The sequence below is a fragment of the Lutispora saccharofermentans genome (assembly GCF_024363565.1).
Taxonomy (GTDB): Bacteria; Bacillota; Clostridia; order Lutisporales; family Lutisporaceae; genus Lutispora; species Lutispora saccharofermentans.
Genome location: NZ_JAJEKE010000002.1, coordinates 397,367 through 417,118 on the forward strand (window position 1 = coordinate 397,367; position 19,752 = coordinate 417,118).

The window sequence follows — 19,752 nt, forward strand, 5'->3', positions numbered from 1 at the left end:
GCACGACGTTTAGACGGATATTGAATCAGGGACAGCCTTCTGATATTATGTAAGTAGCATAGTATCAGGAGGCTTTTTTATGGGGAGACCTTGGAGAGAAGAGTACAAGGGTGGTATTTATCATGTGATTGCAAGGGGGAACAACAAGGAATACATATTCAAGGAAAGCATTGATAAAGGGTATTTCATCAAGCAGCTAAAAGAGTCAATAGAGGGAATGAACTACCGAATATTCGGATATATCTTGATGGACAATCACTACCATATTCTGATACAGACAATGGATAAGAAACTGCAGGAGATAATGCATCAGATTAATAACAAATACAGCAAGTATTTCAATGCTAAGTATAAAAGAGTAGGACATGTATTTCAAGGAAGGTACAAGGCAATCCTCGTGCAGGATGAGAGATATCTGATATGGGTATTGAGATATATACATCAGAATCCGGTACAAGCGGGTATATGTGAGACGGTCAGTGGATATAAATGGAGCAGTGATGTTTTTTACAGAAGAGGAATCAAAGGTTTCGTAAACGTGGATATTGTGCTTAACATGCTGGCTGCTGACAGGAATAAAGCGGTGAAAAAATATATGGAGCTGATGTCTGAGAGAGAGGAAAAGGATTATGAAAAAGAGAAAATTATCGGAGATGAAGCGTACCAGCTTATGTGTCTAAGCAGGAGAAAAACAGAGGAACGAAAACGGCTGGATGAGATACTGATAGAAACGGGAATTAGTGAAGAAGATTATGTATTGGTAAAATCAGGTTCAAGGAAAAGAAGACTGACACAATACAAGCTGGAATATGCAAGAGCGGCATTAGCATTGAGATATACATATAAGGAAATCGCACATAACATCAACATAACAGAAAGCTCAGTAAAGGATCTGATCTATAGAAATGAGAGCAAAAGTAAATAACAGTCTAAACGTCGTGCCTGGCACTTAGAAACTTTTTACAGTCTAAACGTCGTGCCTGGCACTTAGAAACTTTTTTAAGTGGCTTTCGTCATAATGGTAGAATGCTGGGGGTGGATGTATGAAGAGATTGACTATCCTATTGACTGTTTTTTTTATGTTTTTAGCAGTAGCAATCAGCTGTTCTAATTCAAATGAAGAAAATAAGAAGGCATCATCGGATTTTAAGATATATTTAGTGAAGGAAACGGATTTTTCAAAGCTCATTGATGCTGAACTGGAGGACATACCTTTAGATGATGAGCCGCTGATCACTGAAGAAGATATAAGTGCTTACTACTGGAAAGGGCAAAGTGACAAAGTGAGCAGCCTATTTGAGCTCCAGGATGATAAAACTCTTACTGAAATAATGAAGGACAGGGGATATGCGGAGCTAGGATACTATCCCTTTATTGTAACGGTAGGGGATGAAAGAATGTATTTAGGGGCTCTATATTCTCCGCTGACATCAGTATCACCGCCGCAGGGCATTAATATTTTTATCAGCACAATCCCCTTAAACTCCGTGGCATATGAAATAAGCGAAGAGGATTCAAAAGGATTGATCCATAATAACCGGATTTATGAGGCTTTAGAAAGGGCAGAAATATTAATCCTGGAAAAGCATGAATTGATCAGAAGCTTGGATGACTTGTACAGCTCCTATCATTCTTTGAAAATCCAGAAAAATGGCGAGGACGCTGTTTACGATGCAGACAAAGCTCTCGTGTACATATTTGGTGATATGCTTTCAAAGGTTGAGGAATTGGACATGAATCTACAAGAAGAGGGGGAACTGACAGAAGGGTTTGACTACACATATTGGGATTACCGGCTGCAATTTGAAGGAGCAGCGGATATATTTTTTACATTAGAAGGAAATGTATTTCACTTTGATGGAGAAACACAGCTTTATACTTTGTGGGGAGACAGCAAGCCCTTGTGGGACAGCCTTGTTTTTGATAATGGAAATCAGGCCGTTAATATTACTAAAGAGAAAATACAGGTGATGGTTAAAAACTATGCAGAAGATGTAAATGGTGATGGAATAGATGAAAATATTGAGCTGTCCTATGAAAGAGTCGTAAGAGAAGATCTAAAGGGCGATTTGACCGTAAGCATAAATGGAAGCAAAGCTATTGCCTTGAAAGATGAAGAATGGTTTACCAAGCCTTATCGTACCATAGGGGAAATGCCTAAAATAAAGTTTCAGCAGGAGCAAAACGGAAAAAGAAAAGCAGTGCTGTTGATATATTCCTGGGCTACCAATGGAATAGGCTCTACAGGGGTAATAAATGCATATGAGTACGTCGAGGGGGATATTAGAGAAGTTAAGATCAAGGATGCGGAACGAGTTATAAAGTATATGGGAGAAAATAATGTGAATGTCAGCTTTCCAGCTCTCAATAGTTCTATTGACCTGAAGATTGACACAGATGAATTTAAAAGGTTTCTAGGAGAGAAGGGCTCTTTCAAACAGCAATTGGAAGCAAAGGATACATTCTATCCTCATCCGCTTTGGTATACTGTTGAGGACTATGATGGAGACGGACAGCCAGAGCTTTGCAGCGTTTCTATCTTGCGCTGTCCGCCTCTTGCATTGTGCAAGCTGCATACTTATTATAAATATGAAAATGGGGAGCTTAAACCTGTTCAGGTGTCTGATGCTTTTACCTCAACGAATAACCCATTGCTCCCATATAATCTATAAAACTTTTTGCAAATGTGCTTATATCATCACTGGACAAGGTTTTTTCATTTGAGCCGATGACAAATCTGAAGGTCATACTCTTCTTACCCTCCGGGAGACCCTTTCCTGTATAAATGGTTACGAATTCAAAGCCATTGAGCAGTTCCGACTTGTATGCGCTTATATCCTCCTTCAGCTTATCAAAAGTGATTCCATTATCGACAAGGAAGCTGTAATCCAATACAACTTCAGGGAATTTTGAAGGCTCCCTGTACTTAGCGACCTTTGAATTTATAGCTTGAAGCGCATCTCTATTTATTTCCATAACAGCGACATTAAGTTTCTTGCCTATATTTCTTTTGATAAGCGGATGCACAACCGTAATATATCCCATCAGATTTCCATTATGGCTTACATCAACGGACTTCAAAGGATGCACCCAGTTATATCCGCTTGTGCAGGGCGCAAAATCAAGGCGGGTATTCTTTATAGCTTTTGAAATAAAGGTGATCATGCCCTTCAAATCATAGAAAAGCTCACCCTCGCTTTTGATTTTGCTCGCAGCAAGAACACATATATTTTTATGCTGTTCACATTTATCTTTTGGAGAAGCTGCCTTAAATACGCTGCCGATTTCAAATAATGAGAAATCGTCATATGCTTTTTCATTCTTTTCAGCAAAAGCCAGCATTCCCGGAACCATGCTGTCTCTTAAGGTGTTTGAGTCCTGAGACTGGGGATTTAAGATCTTGACCTGACCGTCGGTCTTTATGCCTGCCTTGCTGTTGAAGGCATTGTCATACCAGATGTAACTGTTTACCTCACTGGCACCGAATCTTTCTGACAGCAGCTCTTTTATCTTGTGGTCTGTGAGCCTTTCCTCATTATATTGAAGCGGTTTTAATGCAATATCCAGGGTTTGAGGCTGAATATTGTCATATCCGTATACTCTGGTGATTTCCTCTATGATATCCACCTTCATAGTGATGTCCTTAGTAGCTCTGAAGGTTGGAACTTTGATATTCAAGGTATCATTGTCAACATCAACCTTGAAATCCAGCGATCTTAAAATATCGACTATCTTTTCCATGTCTAAGGTGTTTCCTATATACCTGTCAATGTATGGTTTCGTTATTGTGATATCTATAGGCTCAAGCTTGCTGCAGTAAATGTCGGTTAACGCAGATGTGAACTGGACATCCGGCTGCATATCCTTCAGCAGCTTGACAAATCTCTGTATTGCAGTAACAGTCATATTGGGGTCAAGCATTTTTTCGTAGCGGGAGCTTGCCTCGGTGCGAAGGCCTATTCTTGTTGAGCTCTTTCTGGTGGAAGAACCTTCAAAGGCAGCCGACTCCAAAAGAATGGAAGTAGTTTTACCGTGTATTTCTGAGTTTTCTCCGCCCATTATTCCTGCTATCGCCACAGGCTTTTCCTTGTTGCAAATAAGCAAAACATCTTCAGGTAGCATTCTTTCCGAGCCGTCAAGGGTTTTAAAAGCTATAGCTTCCTTTGTGCTCCTCACAACTATACCGCTTTCAACCTGGCTGCTGTCAAAAGCGTGCATGGGCTGCCCCATTTCGAGCATCAGATAGTTCGTCAAATCTACAAGGGGTGAAATGGACCTCATACCGCAGTAGAACAATCTTACCTTCATATTTATTGAGGTTTCAAGCTTTTTGATCCCGTCAATCTTCAAACCTGAATACCTCAGGCATTTTTCAGTATCTTCTACAGTTATATCAAGCTTTGGTTTATCCTTTGCAGCTTCCAGGCTATCCAGCTGCATGGGCTTTAATTCCCTGCTGCATATCGCTGCAATTTCGCGGGCAATCCCATAGTGTCCCCACAGATCGGGCCTGTTTGTAAGCGATTTATTGTCAATCTCCACGATGACATCATCAATATCTATTATTGACTTGATGTCAGTTCCGGGTGTATGATTGCCATCCAGTATAAGAAGGCCGCTGTGGTCATCGCTGATACCCAATTCCTGGGCTGAGCACAGCATCCCAGAGCTTTCCACTCCGGCTAATTTAACTTTCTCAAGCTTCGGGAGCTTCTTTACCGAACCGCCTATCTTTGCCAGAGGAACCGAGATGCCTTCAGTAACATTTGGAGCTCCGCAGACCACCTGCAGGATCCCATCACCTGAATCCACCTGAGCTATTTTAAGCTTCTTTGATTCAGGATGAGGAACAACGCTCAAAACCTTGCCGACGACCACATTCTGTATGTCCTGACCCATGAATTCAATCTCTTCAACTTCAGCGGCAGACATTGTAAACCTGTACCACAGCTTCTTTATATCGATGCCATCCAAATCAACATAATCTTTTAACCAATTTAATGATATCTTCAATTTGCTTCCCTCCTATCTTATCGAAAATTGTTCCATCATTCTCAAATCACCCGAATTGAGAACGCGTATATCATTTATTCCATATTTCATCATCGCGAGCCTGGTAAGTCCCAGACCGAATGCAAAGCCTGTATATTCTTCTGGGTCGATGCCGCCGGCGCGCAAAACATTTGGATGGACCATTCCACAGGGCAGCAGCTCTACCCAGCCTGAGTGCTTGCAAGTGGGGCAGCCTTTGCCGCCGCATATCATGCAGTTCAGGTCCAGCTCAAAGCCTGGCTCAACAAATGGAAAGAAGCCCGGCCTAAGCCTTATTTCCACATCCCTGTTAAACACCTCCGACAGTAAAAGCTTCATAACATATATGAGATTTGCAATAGATATATTTTTGTCTATCATCATGCCTTCCAGCTGAAAGAATGTGTTTTCATGGGATGCGTCGGTGCTCTCATTCCTGAAGCATCTGCCCGGTGCAATGATCTTTAATGGAGCCCCGTATTTCTGCATAGCTCTGACCTGGCAGGGAGAAGTATGCGTCCTCAGCAGCGAGCCGTTCTCAAGCCAATAGGTATCCTGCATATCCCTTGCAGGGTGGTGCTTGGGTATATTTAATGCTTCAAAGTTATAGAACTCCTCTTCTGCTTCGGGCCCGTCAACAATATTGAAGCCCATTCCCGTAAATATCCTTTCAATTTCTTTCTGAACAATGGTTACAGGGTGCAGCGAGCCTACCTTGAACTGAGTGCCCGGCAATGAGATATCAAAGCTTGAGCTATTGCTCAAGGATCTTTCCACATCATTTGCGCTTAGCTCCTTAAACTTTATCTCCAAGGATTCACTCAGCTCATTTTTCAATGCATTTGCTTCTTGACCGAGCAGTTTTCTTTCATCGATAGCCATGTTCTTGAGCTCCTTGAGCATTTCGGTCAATTCACCTTTTTTTCCCAGAAGCTTTACTCTGAGCTCTTCGATCTCTGCACTGCCGGCAGCTTCTTTGATCTTACAAAGAGCAGTTTCCCTTAAAATACGGATTTTCTCGATCATGTCCATTATCCCCTTTCATTAAGCCGATTGGCGTAATTCAAACATAAATAAAGCCTTCATCCCCAAAAAAAGGGACGAAGGCATTTTTCGTGGTACCACCCGGATTCTTCAGACAATATTACCGGTTTTCTTTTATCTCCGGCATAAATATCCTATGATCTAAGAAAACAGATATATTCTCTAAACTCTCTGCAATATAACGGTTTTTACCGGGAGCTCCTACATTTGAAAGACTGCTTGCTGCTTATAAATTGTTCTTTGCAGTCAATCCTGATAACAGTTCAGAGCTACAGCTCGGGAGGGAACTTGGGCAAGCAGCTTGTTAAAGGTACTTTCAGCCGGTGATACCTTCTCTCTGCAATAAACTCTTCTTGCTTACTTTTCTCCGTCATTGCTTTTAATACATATAATGTTCAATAGTCTTAATATTTTGTTAGTTATTATATCAGTATGGAATAGATTATTCAAGGGAAATCCAAGATGAAACACCAAAATTCCGAAAATAATATATAGGTGCTAGGTTTCCATGCTTACTCGATTGCTTTGTCAAAACAAGTCGCTGTGTGTACCTGTTCTGGTTAGTGTCAAAACTAAAACGTCGTTGTCAATTCTGTAAATCAAAAGCCAGTCAGGAGTGATATGGCATTCTCTATGTCGGTCCAATCACCTGCCAGCATATGATCCTTGCTTTTTTCTGGCAATGGAATTCCAGCCGCCAACAGAGAAATAATATCTTGCAGCAATTGAATATTGTACCCTCGCTTCATAATCACTTTTAAATCTTTTTTGAATCTGCCTGTAGGTAAAATCTCATACTTCATTCCGGACCTCCGCTACCAGTTCTTCAAAACTTGAATAGCGTTTTGCATCTGGGTCACGGCTTATTCTATTGGCTTCTTCCATAGCTGCTATTGTTTCAGCGTTTGGAATATTTAAAGAAATTTCAAAAGGTATCTTGCCCTGCCGAACAGCCTGTCGGACAAAGACGGTGAATGCCGTTGTCATATTCATGCCCAATTCAGAAAAAAGCTGTTCTGCCTGTTCCTTGAGCTCTTTATCCATGCGAATGGTTAAATTTGTCGTTTCAGACATTTCCCATCCCTCCTTTGATATTATTATATACATTTTAATACAAGATATGTGCGTTGTAAATACAATGCACACAGAAATGTTATTATTCCTTATTTCAGACCAGATTTTTCCTTTGAGAAGCTCAACTTCTATTTGCGATTTCACGTTTACCAGGTAAAATGCAAGAACTTTGATAAAGTTCTGAATTTTAGAGTTCCTTATTTTTGAGCATGTTGTATAATGCTGTTAGAAGCATTTTTGCAATAACAAAGAAATATTCGCTCGAAGCCAAGCTGTTTCATATCGTTTTGTGCCTTGAGCGAAGAGAAAGGAATGGATATAAATATGATGAAACGTATAGAAAAGCTTAGGAAATTATTGAGATACGAAAAGATTGATGCGTATTTATCTGTAAATCCAATCAATAGGAGATATATAAGCGGCTTTACAGGCAGTACGGGCTATGCCGTCATAAGTGAAAAAAGCAGTGATTTTGCAACGGATTTCAGATATTTTGAACAAGTAGCCAAAGAGTGCCCCGGATATGAGCTTATTGAAATTGGAAAGGACTATACGATTTATGATTATTTAAAGGAGAAATCTTACAAAACTGTAGCTGTTGAAGAAGATTTTATGACTGTTGAAGCCTTTAAAAGCTTTGAAAAGAATGTACCTGAGACAGAGTTTGTGTATGGAGCAAAGATGCTTAATAAAATAAGAATGATCAAGTCCGAAGATGAGCTGGAGCTATTTAAGGAAGCATGCAAGATCACAGATGAAATCATGATGCATGTAATAGAAACAATAAAAGCAGGAATGACTGAAAAGGAAATCAATGCGCTTATATTATCCAAAATCATAGAGTTTGGAGGCGAGACATATTTCTTTATGCCTATTGTAGCATCAGGCGAAAGGTCCTCTATGCCCCATGGAAAGCCGACGGATAAAAGGCTTGAAAACGGAGATTTCGTCATAATTGATATGGGAATAATATATAAAGGATATTTTTCTGATATGACGAGAACAGTAGTTATTGGAAAGGCTGCAGACAAGCAAAGGCAGATATACGATACGGTTCTTAGGGCTCAATTGGAAGCAGTCAAGCTTATAAGTGCAGGTATGACAGGCACTCAAGCCGATAGAATAGCAAGAGATGTGATTGAAAAAGCTGGGTATGGACAATATTTCGGACATGCTTTGGGCCATGGCTTTAACGATGGGCTTGTATTATCAAGCGATTCTAGAGGAAATGCCGTACTTGAAGAAAATATGGTGTTTACGATAGAGCCTGGCATATATATTGAGAATTATGGCGGTGTAAGGATTGAAGACACGGTGATCCTAACGAAGGACGGCTGCATTCCACTTTATAACACGTCAAAGGAATTGATAGAAATATTGTAAAAGATAAGAGCATGATGACCTTATGATTTATGCAAAATACCAAAAAAAGAGTACGCTTTAAACCGGAGCCTCTAACAGCATAGCGTGTATAATGAAAAAGACCTCCAATTAGAGAGGTCTTTTAGATTTGCGCTATACTTAATCATCCTCTGCCTCAATCAGCTCGTGAACGGTGCCTTTGCCAGCATTGAGCTGTTCAAGGGATTTTTTCAGTCTTGCCTGATTTTTTTCCGAATAAAAAGGATCGTCGCTGGCGGCAATTTCAAATGGAATGCGTCTTTCACGGATGACCGCCTTTGCAAAAAGATTGATGGCAACCGAAGCGTTCATACCCACATCGGCGCAAAAAGCGTCAAATTGTTTTTTTACTGCTTCGTCCATGCGGACGCTTAATGTGGTTTGTGCCATAAAATCAACTCCTTAATACGCTGTAATAACATTGTAATACATATTATATACAATGTCAAGCTATTTTATTCATGCTTTTACCGTCCAAATAGAGATGGAAAGGATGATTACTCAGCCCCTGAAGAATTGCCGGACATACGTTTTCAGATCGATCACATGCACTCTGCATCCTCGTTTATGTATGGCTTCAAATTGGGGACAATGATTATGATAGAGGTGCTGGCAGGAGAAGGAGAGCTTGTGAAGGGCAATTAAAGGGAAATTAAAGGGAAATCCCAATAATAATTAGATATAAAAAGCGTCGTTGTATTCAATCCTTTAGTAGCTCATACACCTTATTATAGAAAAATTCTATAATTTTGGAGAAGGATTTTTCTATTTTTAAGGAGAATTATATGGAGATACTTAGTATCACATAGAGAAACGAAGGGGAGAAAACATGGATAGAAGTGAATACTATAATCAGTCGATAAAACGAGCTATTCAGATAATGCATTTATTTAATTCTCAGGAGAAGGAATTAAGCTTAGCTGAAATCAGCAGGAAAATGGATATTCATAAGAGCATTGTTTACAGGATTCTCATAACCCTGGAAAGCGAAGGCTGGCTGGTAAAAAACCCGGAGACCAATAAATATATGTTAGGAATTAAGCTTCTTTTATTAAGCAGTGTCGTTTTAGATGATCTGGTAGTCAGAAAAACAGCATTGCCTATAATGAAGAAGCTGTCAGCTGAAACCGGTGAAACTGTTGTATTGACAATGTATTCTGATGGCGGCGCCATATGCATAGAAAAAATCGAAAGTGACAACAGCATAAAAATAACTTCCCAGGTTGGCAAGTTTTTTCCATTGCATGCAGGGGCTACAGGCCTTGCTGTTCTTATGGGCATGCCTGATGAGATCAGGAAGGAAATATTAAAGCGAAAGCCTCTGGAGAAATTTACGGAGAAGACGGAAATCGATCCGGATAAAATAATAAAATTAGTTGAAGAGGCTAAAAAAGATGATTATATAATATCGGTAGGTTCGGTGGATCCCGGTGTTGTTGCAATAGGGATACCTATTAATTTTACTCAGGGGAATATTTTTATGGGATTAAGCATAACCGGGCCTGAATACAGGTTTGACGAGAAAAAGATTTCATTTGTTGTAGATGAGCTTAAAAAGGCTAAAAAAGAAATTCTATTGGGCTAAGAAAGACACCTCTTGTTAAGGCAGGGGGTGTTTTTTATTTTTTGAAATTATATCAAATATTTAAAAACTTCTGTAAAGTTAGCAGGAAATCTGAAAATTGTGTCGAATTATAGTTATATATAGAGACGACGTTCCGAATATAGAAACGAATGAAAACAAGTAACGCAATGAGGAGGGATATGCAGAGAAAATATGAAAACATAAGATAATACCGAAGATCAATTATCTATGAAAGGAAGGGTTAGCAAATATGGAGTGTAGAGGGAAAAACATGACTAAGTTCATTGTTTTCAGTTTTATTGGAATAGTTTTATTTTTTGTACCTGTAATGAATTCCCAGGTTCCGATAGTTGCTATGGTAGACATTATTAAAAAATTACTGGGACCTGCTTTAAATTATTTGGTATTGATCGTTTGTGCTCTTTTGGTAGTTACTTTTGTCATGGCAAAGTACATGGGTGTGGAGCGTCTTAAGCCATATCATGAAGCTGACGGTCCCATAAAAGGGATTTTCTACGTTATTGCGGTAGTTTTTGCAGTGATGATAATTGCAAATAAGGGACCTCAATTTATACTGAACGAAAACGTAGGCGGTTTGGCGATGGACTTGGCAGGGACTGTTATGATCACCGTAACCTTAGCAGGCTGGCTTGTTGTTTTCATATTAAAGTCCGGTATAGTAGAATTTTTAGGTGTTCTAATAGAGCCCGTTATGAGACCGGTGTTCAAGCTTCCCGGTGAGGCGGCAGTAAATGGTATTGCATCCTTCGTATCAGCTCCTGCAGTAGGAGTATATTTTACAGAGCAATTATATAAAGGTAAAGTATATACCGAAAAAGAGGCCGTTGCAGTTCTTTTTAACTTTAGTGTATGCAGCCTTGGCTTTTTCGGACTTTTAGTATCGATTGGAAATATAGTTGAACTATATCCTCATGTAGTATTGACATCCTTTATACTTACCTTTGTCATGGCGGCTATATGCATAAGAATACCTCCATTATCAGGCAAGCCCAATGTTTATATCGATAATCATGAACAAACAGCTTCTGATATAAAAGCTCATGAAAAAGGCCATGCTTTTTCAAGGGCAATTGAAGCTGCATTAAAAGTAGCTTCCGAATTTAAGCTAAAAGATTTTAAGGATAGCCTCTGGGATGCCGTTAAATTTTCACAAAAAATCGTTACATATGTTGTTTCTATCGCAACAATAGCCCTGGCATTGACTGAATACACTTCATTATTTACATGGCTGGGCAAACCTATGATACCTTTATTAAAGCTTTTCGGCCTTCCAAACGCAGCTGAAATAGCTCCGGCTACTATTATAGGCATTGTTGATTTAGCTTTACCTGTTATGATTATTGCCGGTAAAAGTATAGCGATAAAGAGTGTATTCTTTATCACCGTATTGGCATCACTTCAGATCATATTCTTTACAGAAAGCGCCAACGCAATGTTGGAATCTCAGATTCCTGTTAAAGTGAAGGATCTTGTGCTTACCTTCATTATCAGGACTCTCATTGCAATTCCGCTGGTTGCAATAGTCTCTCATCTTATTTTTTAATTTGAGCCTGTATAAGTTTTTATAAAAGCTATATCTTTATGCAGGATTTTTTAGTCCGGCGTTGAATAGTTATATTTATATATAGAGACGTCGTTCAACATAGCGGAACAAATAGAGGGCGATATAGAAGAGAAAGGGTGAAGAGCAGTGTTACTACAGTTTAAAGTAAATGGTAAAGATTATTCTATAAATGTTGAACCTCAACAAAGATTAGTGGACATACTGAGGAACAATTTGGGCTTGACGGGGACGAAGGAGGGCTGCGGAGAGGGTGAGTGCGGAACTTGTACTGTAATAATGAATGGAAAGGCAGTGCATTCCTGCCTGGTTTTAGCTCCTCAGGCGAGGGGAAAAGAGATAATCACGGTAGAAGGCCTTGAAATAGACGGCAAACTGGATAAGCTTCAGGAATCCTTTATAGAGCACGGTGCCATTCAGTGCGGTTTTTGTACTCCCGGAATGCTTATGTCGGCAAAAGCCTTGTTAATGGAAAATCCCAATCCTACAGTGGAAGATATAAAGACTGCGATTGCAGGAAATATATGCCGGTGCACAGGATACAATAAAATTGTTTCCGCTATAAAAGCCGTCACAGAGGCTAAATAAAATAGACTGCAATTGATTAAAAGATAGTTTGAAAAAGGTGGGTGGACAATGCGTAGTTTTGATGTATTAACTCCAAGCAATATTCTTGAATTAGTCCAGGCTCTTAAAAAGGCAACAGCAAACAGCAAAATACTGTCAGGGGGGACTGACCTTGTCATCGCCCTTCATGAAAGGCGTATCGAGCCGGATCTGATAATTGATATGTCTGGGATGAGAGAATTAGATTACATTAATGAAGATAATGACAATATTTATATTGGAGCTATCACAACATTTACACAAATAACAGAAAGCCAGCTTTTAAATAAATATGCGGCATGCTTGGTGCAGGCTTCAGAGACAGTAGGCTCCAGACAAATACGCAATCGTGGGACAATAGGAGGCAACATCGGAAATTGCTCTCCTGCAGGGGACACACTTCCTGTTCTTATGGTTCTGGAAGCTGCGGCAACAATTTTAAATAGTCAGGGCAATACACGGGAGATGCCGATTGGAGATATTCTTAAGGGGCCTAATAGAACTGCATTAAATTATGATGAAGTGATTATTGGAGTAAAATTCCCCAAGGGCAAGGGGAATTGGATAAGCTCCTTTGCAAAGCTAGGGTCGAGGACTGCAGTGACCATTGCAAAAATAAATGTTGTCCTAAATGCAGATTATGACGCTGATACAAAAACGATAAGAAGTGCCAGGGTGGGTCTTGGAGCAGTCGGAAAGACAGCCTTCAGAGCATTAAGAATAGAAGAAATGCTAAAGGGTCAAAAAGTATCCGACCAGCTAACGGAAAGACTATCGGAGGAGCTGTCTAAAGAGATAGAAAATGCAATACCGGGAAGAGCTTCACTGCCATATAAGAAGGAAGCTATAAAAGGAGTTGCACACGAGGCTTTTGAAAAATTATTAAATAGTATTTAAATAATTGGTTGAAAGAGGAGCGATGTTAATGAAACAGTCCAATGTTAAAGCGTATTTTAAGCCGTTATCCTTAAACGAAGCAATTTCTATACTCAAGGACTATGAGGGAGAAACCCGTATCATTGCCGGGGCAACAGATTTCTTTGCTGACGATCATCCTGCTGTAGAAGCATTAATAGATATATGCGGCTTGGAATTAAGCTACATAAAAGAAGATGAAGGATTCTTGAAAATAGGTGCATTGACGACCATAAACGAACTGGTAAAATCAGAGGTTATAAGCTCCAAATATCATGGATTGTGGGAAGCTTCAAAAGTTCTGGGGGACAAAACCATAAGAAACACAGCCACAATAGGAGGAAATATATGCTCATCCGTTCCCTCCGCTGATTCTGTTCCGGCTCTTGTTGCATTAGGAGCGGTATTGTCCATTAAAGCACCTTCCGGAGAGAAAAAGGTCAAGATAGAAGAATTCTTTACAGGGCCGAGAAAAAATGTGCTTAAGAAAAACGAAATACTTACGGAAATACAAATACCTATTTGCAATTGCAAATTTGGTACTGGCTTTGAAAAAATGACGAGAAATTCTGAAGATCTGGCCCTTGTAAACGCTGCAGCATATATAAAAGTAGACGGCGATAATAAGATAAAAGAGGCGAGGGTGGCTCTTGGAGCAGTAGCGCCTACTGTAGTGAGAGCAAAAAAACTGGAAGAAGCATTGATGGGGATAAAACCCGAGGAAGAAAAATTAGAAAAATTAACAGAATTGGTTAAAGAAAGTATTTCACCTATATCAGATGTAAGATGTTCTGAAGATTATAGAGAACATGCAAGCAAGGTTCTTGCAAAGAGGGCTATATTAGAAGCTTATAAAAGAGCTGTAGAAAAAAACTGAAAAACTGAGGAGTTGAGGTGAAATCATGGATAATAAATATAAAGTTTCATTTACAGTTAACGGCGAAAAACATGAAAAGTACATAGAGGCAGGCGAATCCCTGGCAGGAGTGATAAGAGACAAGCTCGGGATCACAGGCACCAAGGTAGCTTGTGACAGGGGTGACTGCGGTGCATGTACGGTAATAATGAATGGGAAAGCCGTAAAATCATGCATGGTGCCCGCTCTAAGGGCAGATGGTGCCGAAATCACCACAATTGAAGGTTTAGGGAAGGGGAAAATCCATCCTCTTCAGGAGGAATTCGTAGATATAGCTGCGGTGCAATGCGGTTATTGCACACCTGGTCTGATAATGGCAGCCAAAGCATTGCTCGACGAAAATAGCAACCCTACAGAGGCAGAGGTCAAGGAAGCAATAGCAGGGAATATTTGCAGGTGTACAGGTTATGTAAAGCCTGTTAAGGCCATACTGAATGCGGCAAAAAGGCTTAATGGGGGGTGCAAGTAATGGAGAAGAAGTGTTGTGTAGTCGGTAAAAACGTTAAAAAGCTTGATTCTGTCATAAGAGCTACAGGAGATGCTAAGTATACTACGGATATGTCAGTGCCCAATATGCTTTTTGGTAAGATATTAAGAAGTCCGCATGCTCATGCCAATATCAAGTCGATAAATACTGAAAAAGCTGAGGCATTGCCGGGCGTAGGAGCAGTTATCACATGGAAGGATGTTCCCAGAGTGCCTTATTCTACGGCAGGATATCCTAAACATACCATATCCGGTATACTGCCTGTGCCGATGAGTTATCTGGAAGATAAATACGTTTTGGATAACAAGGTAAAGTATTATGGCGAGCCTGTAGCAGCAGTCGCAGCCGCCGATGAGAAAACCGCAGAAGAAGCCTTGAAGCTTATAGAAGTAGAATATGAAGTTTTAGAGGCCGTATTTGATGTTGAAGAGGCAACAAAACCCGATGCGCCGGATGTACATCCGGGCACCCGCAAAAACGTTGCTGATAAAGTTATAAAAAAAGGCGATGTAGAAAAAGGCTTTGCCGAAGCTTATTATACATTTGAAGATACATTTACAACAGTAGGACAGCAGCATGCCTGTATGGAACCTTCTGCATCTTTGGCACAGGTTGATGCATCAGGGAAGATCACACTTTGGTCCACCACTCAGGTACCATTCCATATCAGAAGAAATATACATGAAATACTTGGTATCCCTATGAATAAAATAAGGGTAGTAAAGCCTCCATTGGGGGGAGGATTTGGAGAAAGGCAAATGCTCCAGTATGAGGTAATGTGTGTTTCCCTTGCTATGAAGGCTAAAAAGCCCGTAAAAATTGTGACATCAAGGGAAGAAAACCTTTCATATTCGACCCAGCGTCACCCTGCAAAGATGAAAATAAAAACGGGATTTACCAAGGACGGAATGCTTACTGCAATGCAGGTGGATGTCACTACGAATGCAGGGGCCTATACAGGACATAGCCCTTATGTCACAGGAGCGATGTTCTCAAAGATACCATACAGATGTGAAAATATTTTATTCAATGCTCACATTGTATATACAAACCTTCCTGACTCCGGAGCTTTTAGAGGCTATGGCAATCCGCAGATTTCTTTCGCAAGGGAGTGTCACTTTGATAGGGTGGCAAAAGAATTAGGCTTAGATCCTATAGAATTCAGAATTAAGAACTTTGTAAGAGTCGGAGAAAAAAATCCGTTGGCCCTTTCATCATCTTGGATTCTTGAAGCTAACGGCATTGAAGAATGTTTAAGAAAAGGTGCTAAAGAAATAGGATTCTATGAACCAAAGGTTAAGCCGGCTGACAAGAATAAGGTAAAAGGAAAAGGACTTTCGGTCGCAATGCACGTAAGCGGAACATCTGCAGAACCGGACTTCTCCTCAGCACAAATCAGGCTGAATGAAGACGGAACATTAATGGTTCTTATAGGCTCTCCTGATTTAGGACAGGGTTCTGATACATCTTCTGCTCAAGTTGCTGCCGAAACAGTAGGTGTAAAGATAGAAGATGTCAGCGTATTTTCTTCTGATACGGATTTCACTTCCTTTGATATGGGAAGTTATGCATCGAGACAATCCTATGTTGGATTAAATGGTATCAAGAGGGCTGCTCAAAAAGTAAAGGCAGATATTCTAAGATATGCCTTTGAGATGAATCCTAAAATCCATAAAGAGAACCTGGATACGGTAGATGGCTGGGTAGTACGAAGAGAAAACGGCGAAAAGGTAGTTAAAATATCCGAAGTTGCTTTCTATGCATTGTATCATTCTCCTGATCCAATGCGTATAGAAGAAAGTGCAAGCTATAGCGCCCAGAACTGTCCTCCGGCGTTGGCGGCTCATTTTGCGGAGGTAGAAGTGGATAAAGAAACCGGAGAAATAAAGATATTGCAATATGTGGCAGCTCACGATGTAGGCAGAGCGATAAATCCGTCCATAGTAGAAGGCCAGATCGAAGGGGCCACCGTGCAAGGCATAGGATATGTACTAAGCGAAGACATGCAGTATGACAAGAATGGAAGGCTGATCAATCGGACTTATACTGATTACAAGGTTCCAAGAGCTCTGGATATACCTGATATAGACAAATTCAAATCTATAATAGTTGAATCCTATGAGCCCTCAGGCCCATACGGTGCCAAAAGCGTTGCAGAGATGGGTGTTGCACCGGTGCCTGGAGCTATTGCAAATGCTGTTCATGATGCTATAGGAGTAAGGTTCAATGCTTTGCCTATCACAAAAGAGAGAGTGATTGCTGCATTAAAAGAAAAAGAGAATAAATGATGCTGGTTTTAAAATTAACCTGTAATGGTTAAGGAGGCGTTTAAATGCGAGTAAATAATTTTAATATAGTAGGTAAAAGGCAAGAAAAGATCGAAGCAAAAATGAAGGCTACGGGAAAGATGAGATTTACAGGGGATTTGAGGTTCCCTGACATGCTTCACTGCCGTATCCTGCGCAGCCCTTATGCACATGCCGTTGTAAAGAGCATCGATGTGTCCGGTGCCTTTGAGGTTGAAGGTGTTGTTGATGTGATAACTTATGATGATGTTCCTAAAATATTGAGCATGCACCAGTTTCTGCATGTTCCTGAGATAATGTTTCATGACAGCTATATATTGGAAAAGCATGTGAGACATGTCGGAGACAGGGTAGCTGCCGTGGCTGCAACCAGCGTTGAAGCTGCTGAAGAAGCCTTAAATAGGATAAAGGTAGAATATGAAGTGCTCCCCGTTGCTGCAACGGCGGAGGACGCTCTGAAGCCGGATGCCTGTCAAATACATGAGGAAGCCAAAAAAGGCGATAAATATATTGAATTGAAAGGCAATATTTTAGATTCAACGGATGTAAGCATAGGGGATACGGAAAAAGGTTTTGCAGAATCGGAATATATAATAGAAAGAGAATATCGCACTTCTAAGCCGAACCCTGCACCTTTGGAAAGAACTTGTGTAATTTGCGTTCCCAGAGATGATGGAAGATTGGATGTCTATGCTACATCCCAGGGCATTCATGCTATGCGCATGAATATGTCGCATTCCCTCGGAATCTCTGCAAGCAAACTAAACTGCCACCGCATGTACCTTGGAGGCGCTTTTGGTGCACATATCCATACAGGCTTTATTGAGAACATCTGTGCCCTGTTGGCTATGAGGACGGGAAAGCCTGTCAGAGGTGAAAAGACAAGAGAAGAAATGTTTCTGTCCTGCGGCCGCCACCCTATGATCATAAAAGTAAAGGCAGGGTTTAAGAAGGACGGCACCATGCTTGCCCTCCATGCTGACGTTACTGATGATACGGGAGCTTATGCCTTCAGCGGAAGTTCCAAGATGTCCCTTGCTGCAGGTACCTGCCTCTCCATGTATAGATGTCCTAACATGAGGATCACGGGAGTATCTGTGTATACAAATACCCCTCCGCTGTCGGCAATGCGCGGAGCCGGCAATCCTCAGGGAAACTGGGCCGTTGAAACTATGATGGATGAAGCGGCAATGGAGCTAGGCATTGATCCGGTTGAGCTGAGATTCAAAAACAATGTCGATGTCGGTGATCTCTTCTATGGCCAGGGTCCTGCTGTAAAGAGCACCATCAGGAGCTGCGGAACTTCTGAATTGCTGAACAAAAGCACTGAGATCATGGACTGGTATGACAGGAATAATATGAACCATGTTCCTTATCCGGACAAGCCATGGATTCGAAGAGGCATCGGTATGGCGAGAGGCTTCCATACCTCCGGCTGCGGGTCTGAGAAGCCAAATGCGTTCATCATAGATCATAGTGCGGCATTTATGAAAATGAATGAAGACGGTACAGCGCAAATAATGAACTCGGCTGCTGATTGCGGTTCAGGATGCCTTAGCTCACATGCGGCTTTGGCGGCTGAAATCATAGGACTTAAATATGAAGATGTGATGGTTAACCAGGGAGATACCGATACCACACCATTTGACGGTGCGACCCACGCAAGCCGGGGACTTTACGGATCGGGACAGCCTATAGTCAAATGTGCGGAGGAACTTCATGCTAAGCTTCTTGAATGGGGAGCCAGGTTGTTCCAGTGCGGCCCGGAAGACCTGGAGATCAAGGATAGCAAAATATATATCCATAATAAGCCTGAAGATTCCAGACCTGTTGCTGATGTGGTGCGTGCGGCTCATTTCAAAGGCTGGGGGGTTGCAGCCTCCAATGCGAGTGTAAGGCCGAATGCATGCCCGCCTCACTTTGTAACAATATTTGTAGAAATTGAGGTCAATACTTTGACGGGTATGGTTAAGGTCGTGCGCGCATTGAGCGGAGTAGATGCAGGCACAATAATAAATGCAAATAATGTAGAGGGGCAAGTCACCGGCGGTATGCATATGGGTTTGGGTTTTGCCCTTATGGAAGATACATTGTTTGATAAAGGGACAGGCAAGCTGCTGACTCCTAATTTTTCGAAATATCATCTGTTGACATCCATGGACATGCCGGAGGTCGAAATGATTTTTGCAGGCACTTATGAACCTACAGGGCCTCTCGGGGCCAAAGCCATAGGGGAAGGAGTTACGAATCCTGTTGCCGCCGCTGTCGGCAATGCGATATATAATGCCTGCGGAATTCGTATCAGAGATCTTCCCTGCACACCTGAAAAAATAATAAAAGCCTTAAAAGAAAAGAATGAGGCTTAATAAATAAAAAATGCGACATACGGGGGGAGGAAAACGGGGAACACGGATTTTCACGGAATCTTTCACGGATTAACACGGCGGGGTTATTTTTGAAACCACTAAAAGTCACGAAAGGACACACTAAATGACACGAAATGGGTAAAAAAAGCTATAGTCAAGCTTGTCATCCTGAAGATTCTTCGCCTATGCTCAGAATTCTCATGCGGTGTCCGCACAACGATAAACGAAAGCAGTCGCGGTCATTCTGAAGGAGCCTGCGACTGAAGAATCTCAAATTAGATCCTTCGGGCATAGCCCTCAGGATGACAAGGTCGCTGGACTTTCATAGCAATAACCGCAGTGTAAGGGTTTTATGATATTATATAAAAATTCCTCTGTGCTAATCCGTGCTAAAATCCGTGTAAATCCGTGTTCTCCGTTCCCTTTGACCCAAAAGGAA

General features: G+C 41.0%; 16 protein-coding genes, 1 pseudogene and 1 other annotated feature. Of the genes and pseudogenes, 12 read left to right on the top strand and 5 right to left on the bottom strand.

The features are described from left to right. The first annotated feature begins 79 nt into the window (after positions 1 to 79). Positions 80 to 925 (top strand): transposase, encoded by an 846-nt coding sequence (locus LJD61_RS04700; protein ID WP_255226354.1) that lies wholly within the window; start codon positions 80 to 82, stop codon positions 923 to 925. Positions 926 to 1,043: 118 nt separating this feature from the next. Continuing rightward, positions 1,044 to 2,672 carry a hypothetical protein gene (locus tag LJD61_RS04705; RefSeq protein ID WP_255226355.1) on the top strand — a complete coding sequence of 543 codons (1,629 nt, stop codon included), beginning with the start codon at positions 1,044 to 1,046 and terminating at the stop codon, positions 2,670 to 2,672. On the opposite strand, the gene pheT is transcribed toward LJD61_RS04705, so the two are convergent. The 4 genes and pseudogenes from pheT to LJD61_RS04725 form a co-directional block, all read right to left on the bottom strand. Beyond that, the gene (gene pheT, locus LJD61_RS04710; RefSeq protein WP_255226356.1) at positions 2,632 to 5,013 is read right to left on the bottom strand and encodes a phenylalanine--tRNA ligase subunit beta; all 2,382 of its coding nucleotides are present in this window, start codon (positions 5,011 to 5,013) and stop codon (positions 2,632 to 2,634) included. The two genes, LJD61_RS04705 and pheT, sit on opposite strands and share 41 nt — an antisense overlap. A gap of 12 nt (positions 5,014 to 5,025) precedes the next feature. Next, a complete protein-coding gene (gene pheS, locus LJD61_RS04715; RefSeq protein ID WP_255226357.1) occupies positions 5,026 to 6,057 on the bottom strand; it encodes a phenylalanine--tRNA ligase subunit alpha in 1,032 nt (343 codons plus the stop codon). A 67-nt stretch (positions 6,058 to 6,124) separates the two neighbouring features. Next, positions 6,125 to 6,458 (bottom strand) — a binding site (T-box leader). A 145-nt stretch (positions 6,459 to 6,603) separates the two neighbouring features. Continuing rightward, positions 6,604 to 6,878, bottom strand: a pseudogene (locus LJD61_RS04720) (type II toxin-antitoxin system YafQ family toxin). Then, the gene (locus tag LJD61_RS04725) at positions 6,868 to 7,149 is read right to left on the bottom strand and encodes a type II toxin-antitoxin system RelB/DinJ family antitoxin (RefSeq protein ID WP_255226358.1); all 282 of its coding nucleotides are present in this window, start codon (positions 7,147 to 7,149) and stop codon (positions 6,868 to 6,870) included. Before LJD61_RS04725 ends, LJD61_RS04720 begins: the two are co-directional and overlap by 11 nt. 312 nt (positions 7,150 to 7,461) lie before the next feature. Here LJD61_RS04725 and LJD61_RS04730 point away from each other — a divergent pair, with 312 nt between their 5' ends. Further along, positions 7,462 to 8,532, top strand: coding sequence for a M24 family metallopeptidase (locus tag LJD61_RS04730; RefSeq protein ID WP_255226359.1), 1,071 nt, complete (start codon positions 7,462 to 7,464; stop codon positions 8,530 to 8,532). A gap of 138 nt (positions 8,533 to 8,670) precedes the next feature. Here LJD61_RS04730 and LJD61_RS04735 read toward each other — a convergent pair whose 3' ends face one another. Next, on the bottom strand, positions 8,671 to 8,940 hold the full coding sequence (locus tag LJD61_RS04735) for a type II toxin-antitoxin system RelB/DinJ family antitoxin (RefSeq protein ID WP_255226360.1): 270 nt from the start codon (positions 8,938 to 8,940) through the stop codon (positions 8,671 to 8,673). Here LJD61_RS04735 and LJD61_RS20675 point away from each other — a divergent pair. The 9 genes from LJD61_RS20675 to LJD61_RS04775 all read left to right on the top strand — a co-directional run bounded on the left by LJD61_RS20675 (position 8,932) and on the right by LJD61_RS04775 (position 19,313). Further along, the gene (locus LJD61_RS20675) at positions 8,932 to 9,195 is read left to right on the top strand and encodes a DUF6809 family protein (protein ID WP_408614795.1); all 264 of its coding nucleotides are present in this window, start codon (positions 8,932 to 8,934) and stop codon (positions 9,193 to 9,195) included. The genes LJD61_RS04735 and LJD61_RS20675 overlap by 9 nt on opposite strands. A gap of 184 nt (positions 9,196 to 9,379) precedes the next feature. Then, the gene (locus tag LJD61_RS04740) at positions 9,380 to 10,135 is read left to right on the top strand and encodes an IclR family transcriptional regulator (RefSeq protein ID WP_255226361.1); all 756 of its coding nucleotides are present in this window, start codon (positions 9,380 to 9,382) and stop codon (positions 10,133 to 10,135) included. Positions 10,136 to 10,406: 271 nt separating this feature from the next. Continuing rightward, positions 10,407 to 11,699, top strand: coding sequence for a YjiH family protein (locus LJD61_RS04745; protein WP_255226362.1), 1,293 nt, complete (start codon positions 10,407 to 10,409; stop codon positions 11,697 to 11,699). A 147-nt stretch (positions 11,700 to 11,846) separates the two neighbouring features. Then, a complete protein-coding gene (locus tag LJD61_RS04750; RefSeq protein WP_255226363.1) occupies positions 11,847 to 12,305 on the top strand; it encodes a (2Fe-2S)-binding protein in 459 nt (152 codons plus the stop codon). Between the two features lie 48 nt (positions 12,306 to 12,353). Further along, entirely contained in the window at positions 12,354 to 13,220 is an 867-nt protein-coding gene (locus LJD61_RS04755; RefSeq protein ID WP_255226364.1) for an FAD binding domain-containing protein, read from the top strand. A gap of 28 nt (positions 13,221 to 13,248) precedes the next feature. Further along, positions 13,249 to 14,115: an FAD binding domain-containing protein gene (locus LJD61_RS04760; protein ID WP_255226365.1), complete on the top strand. Its 867-nt coding sequence runs from the start codon at positions 13,249 to 13,251 to the stop codon at positions 14,113 to 14,115. Positions 14,116 to 14,140: 25 nt separating this feature from the next. Beyond that, positions 14,141 to 14,623 carry a (2Fe-2S)-binding protein gene (locus LJD61_RS04765; RefSeq protein ID WP_255226366.1) on the top strand — a complete coding sequence of 161 codons (483 nt, stop codon included), beginning with the start codon at positions 14,141 to 14,143 and terminating at the stop codon, positions 14,621 to 14,623. Further along, complete coding sequence (locus tag LJD61_RS04770) at positions 14,623 to 16,929, top strand: xanthine dehydrogenase family protein molybdopterin-binding subunit (protein ID WP_255226367.1); 2,307 nt, start codon at positions 14,623 to 14,625, stop codon at positions 16,927 to 16,929. The genes LJD61_RS04765 and LJD61_RS04770 overlap by 1 nt, the downstream gene beginning before the upstream one ends. Before the next feature lie 44 nt (positions 16,930 to 16,973). Further along, positions 16,974 to 19,313 carry a xanthine dehydrogenase family protein molybdopterin-binding subunit gene (locus tag LJD61_RS04775; protein WP_255226368.1) on the top strand — a complete coding sequence of 780 codons (2,340 nt, stop codon included), beginning with the start codon at positions 16,974 to 16,976 and terminating at the stop codon, positions 19,311 to 19,313. Positions 19,314 to 19,752 lie beyond the last annotated feature (439 nt).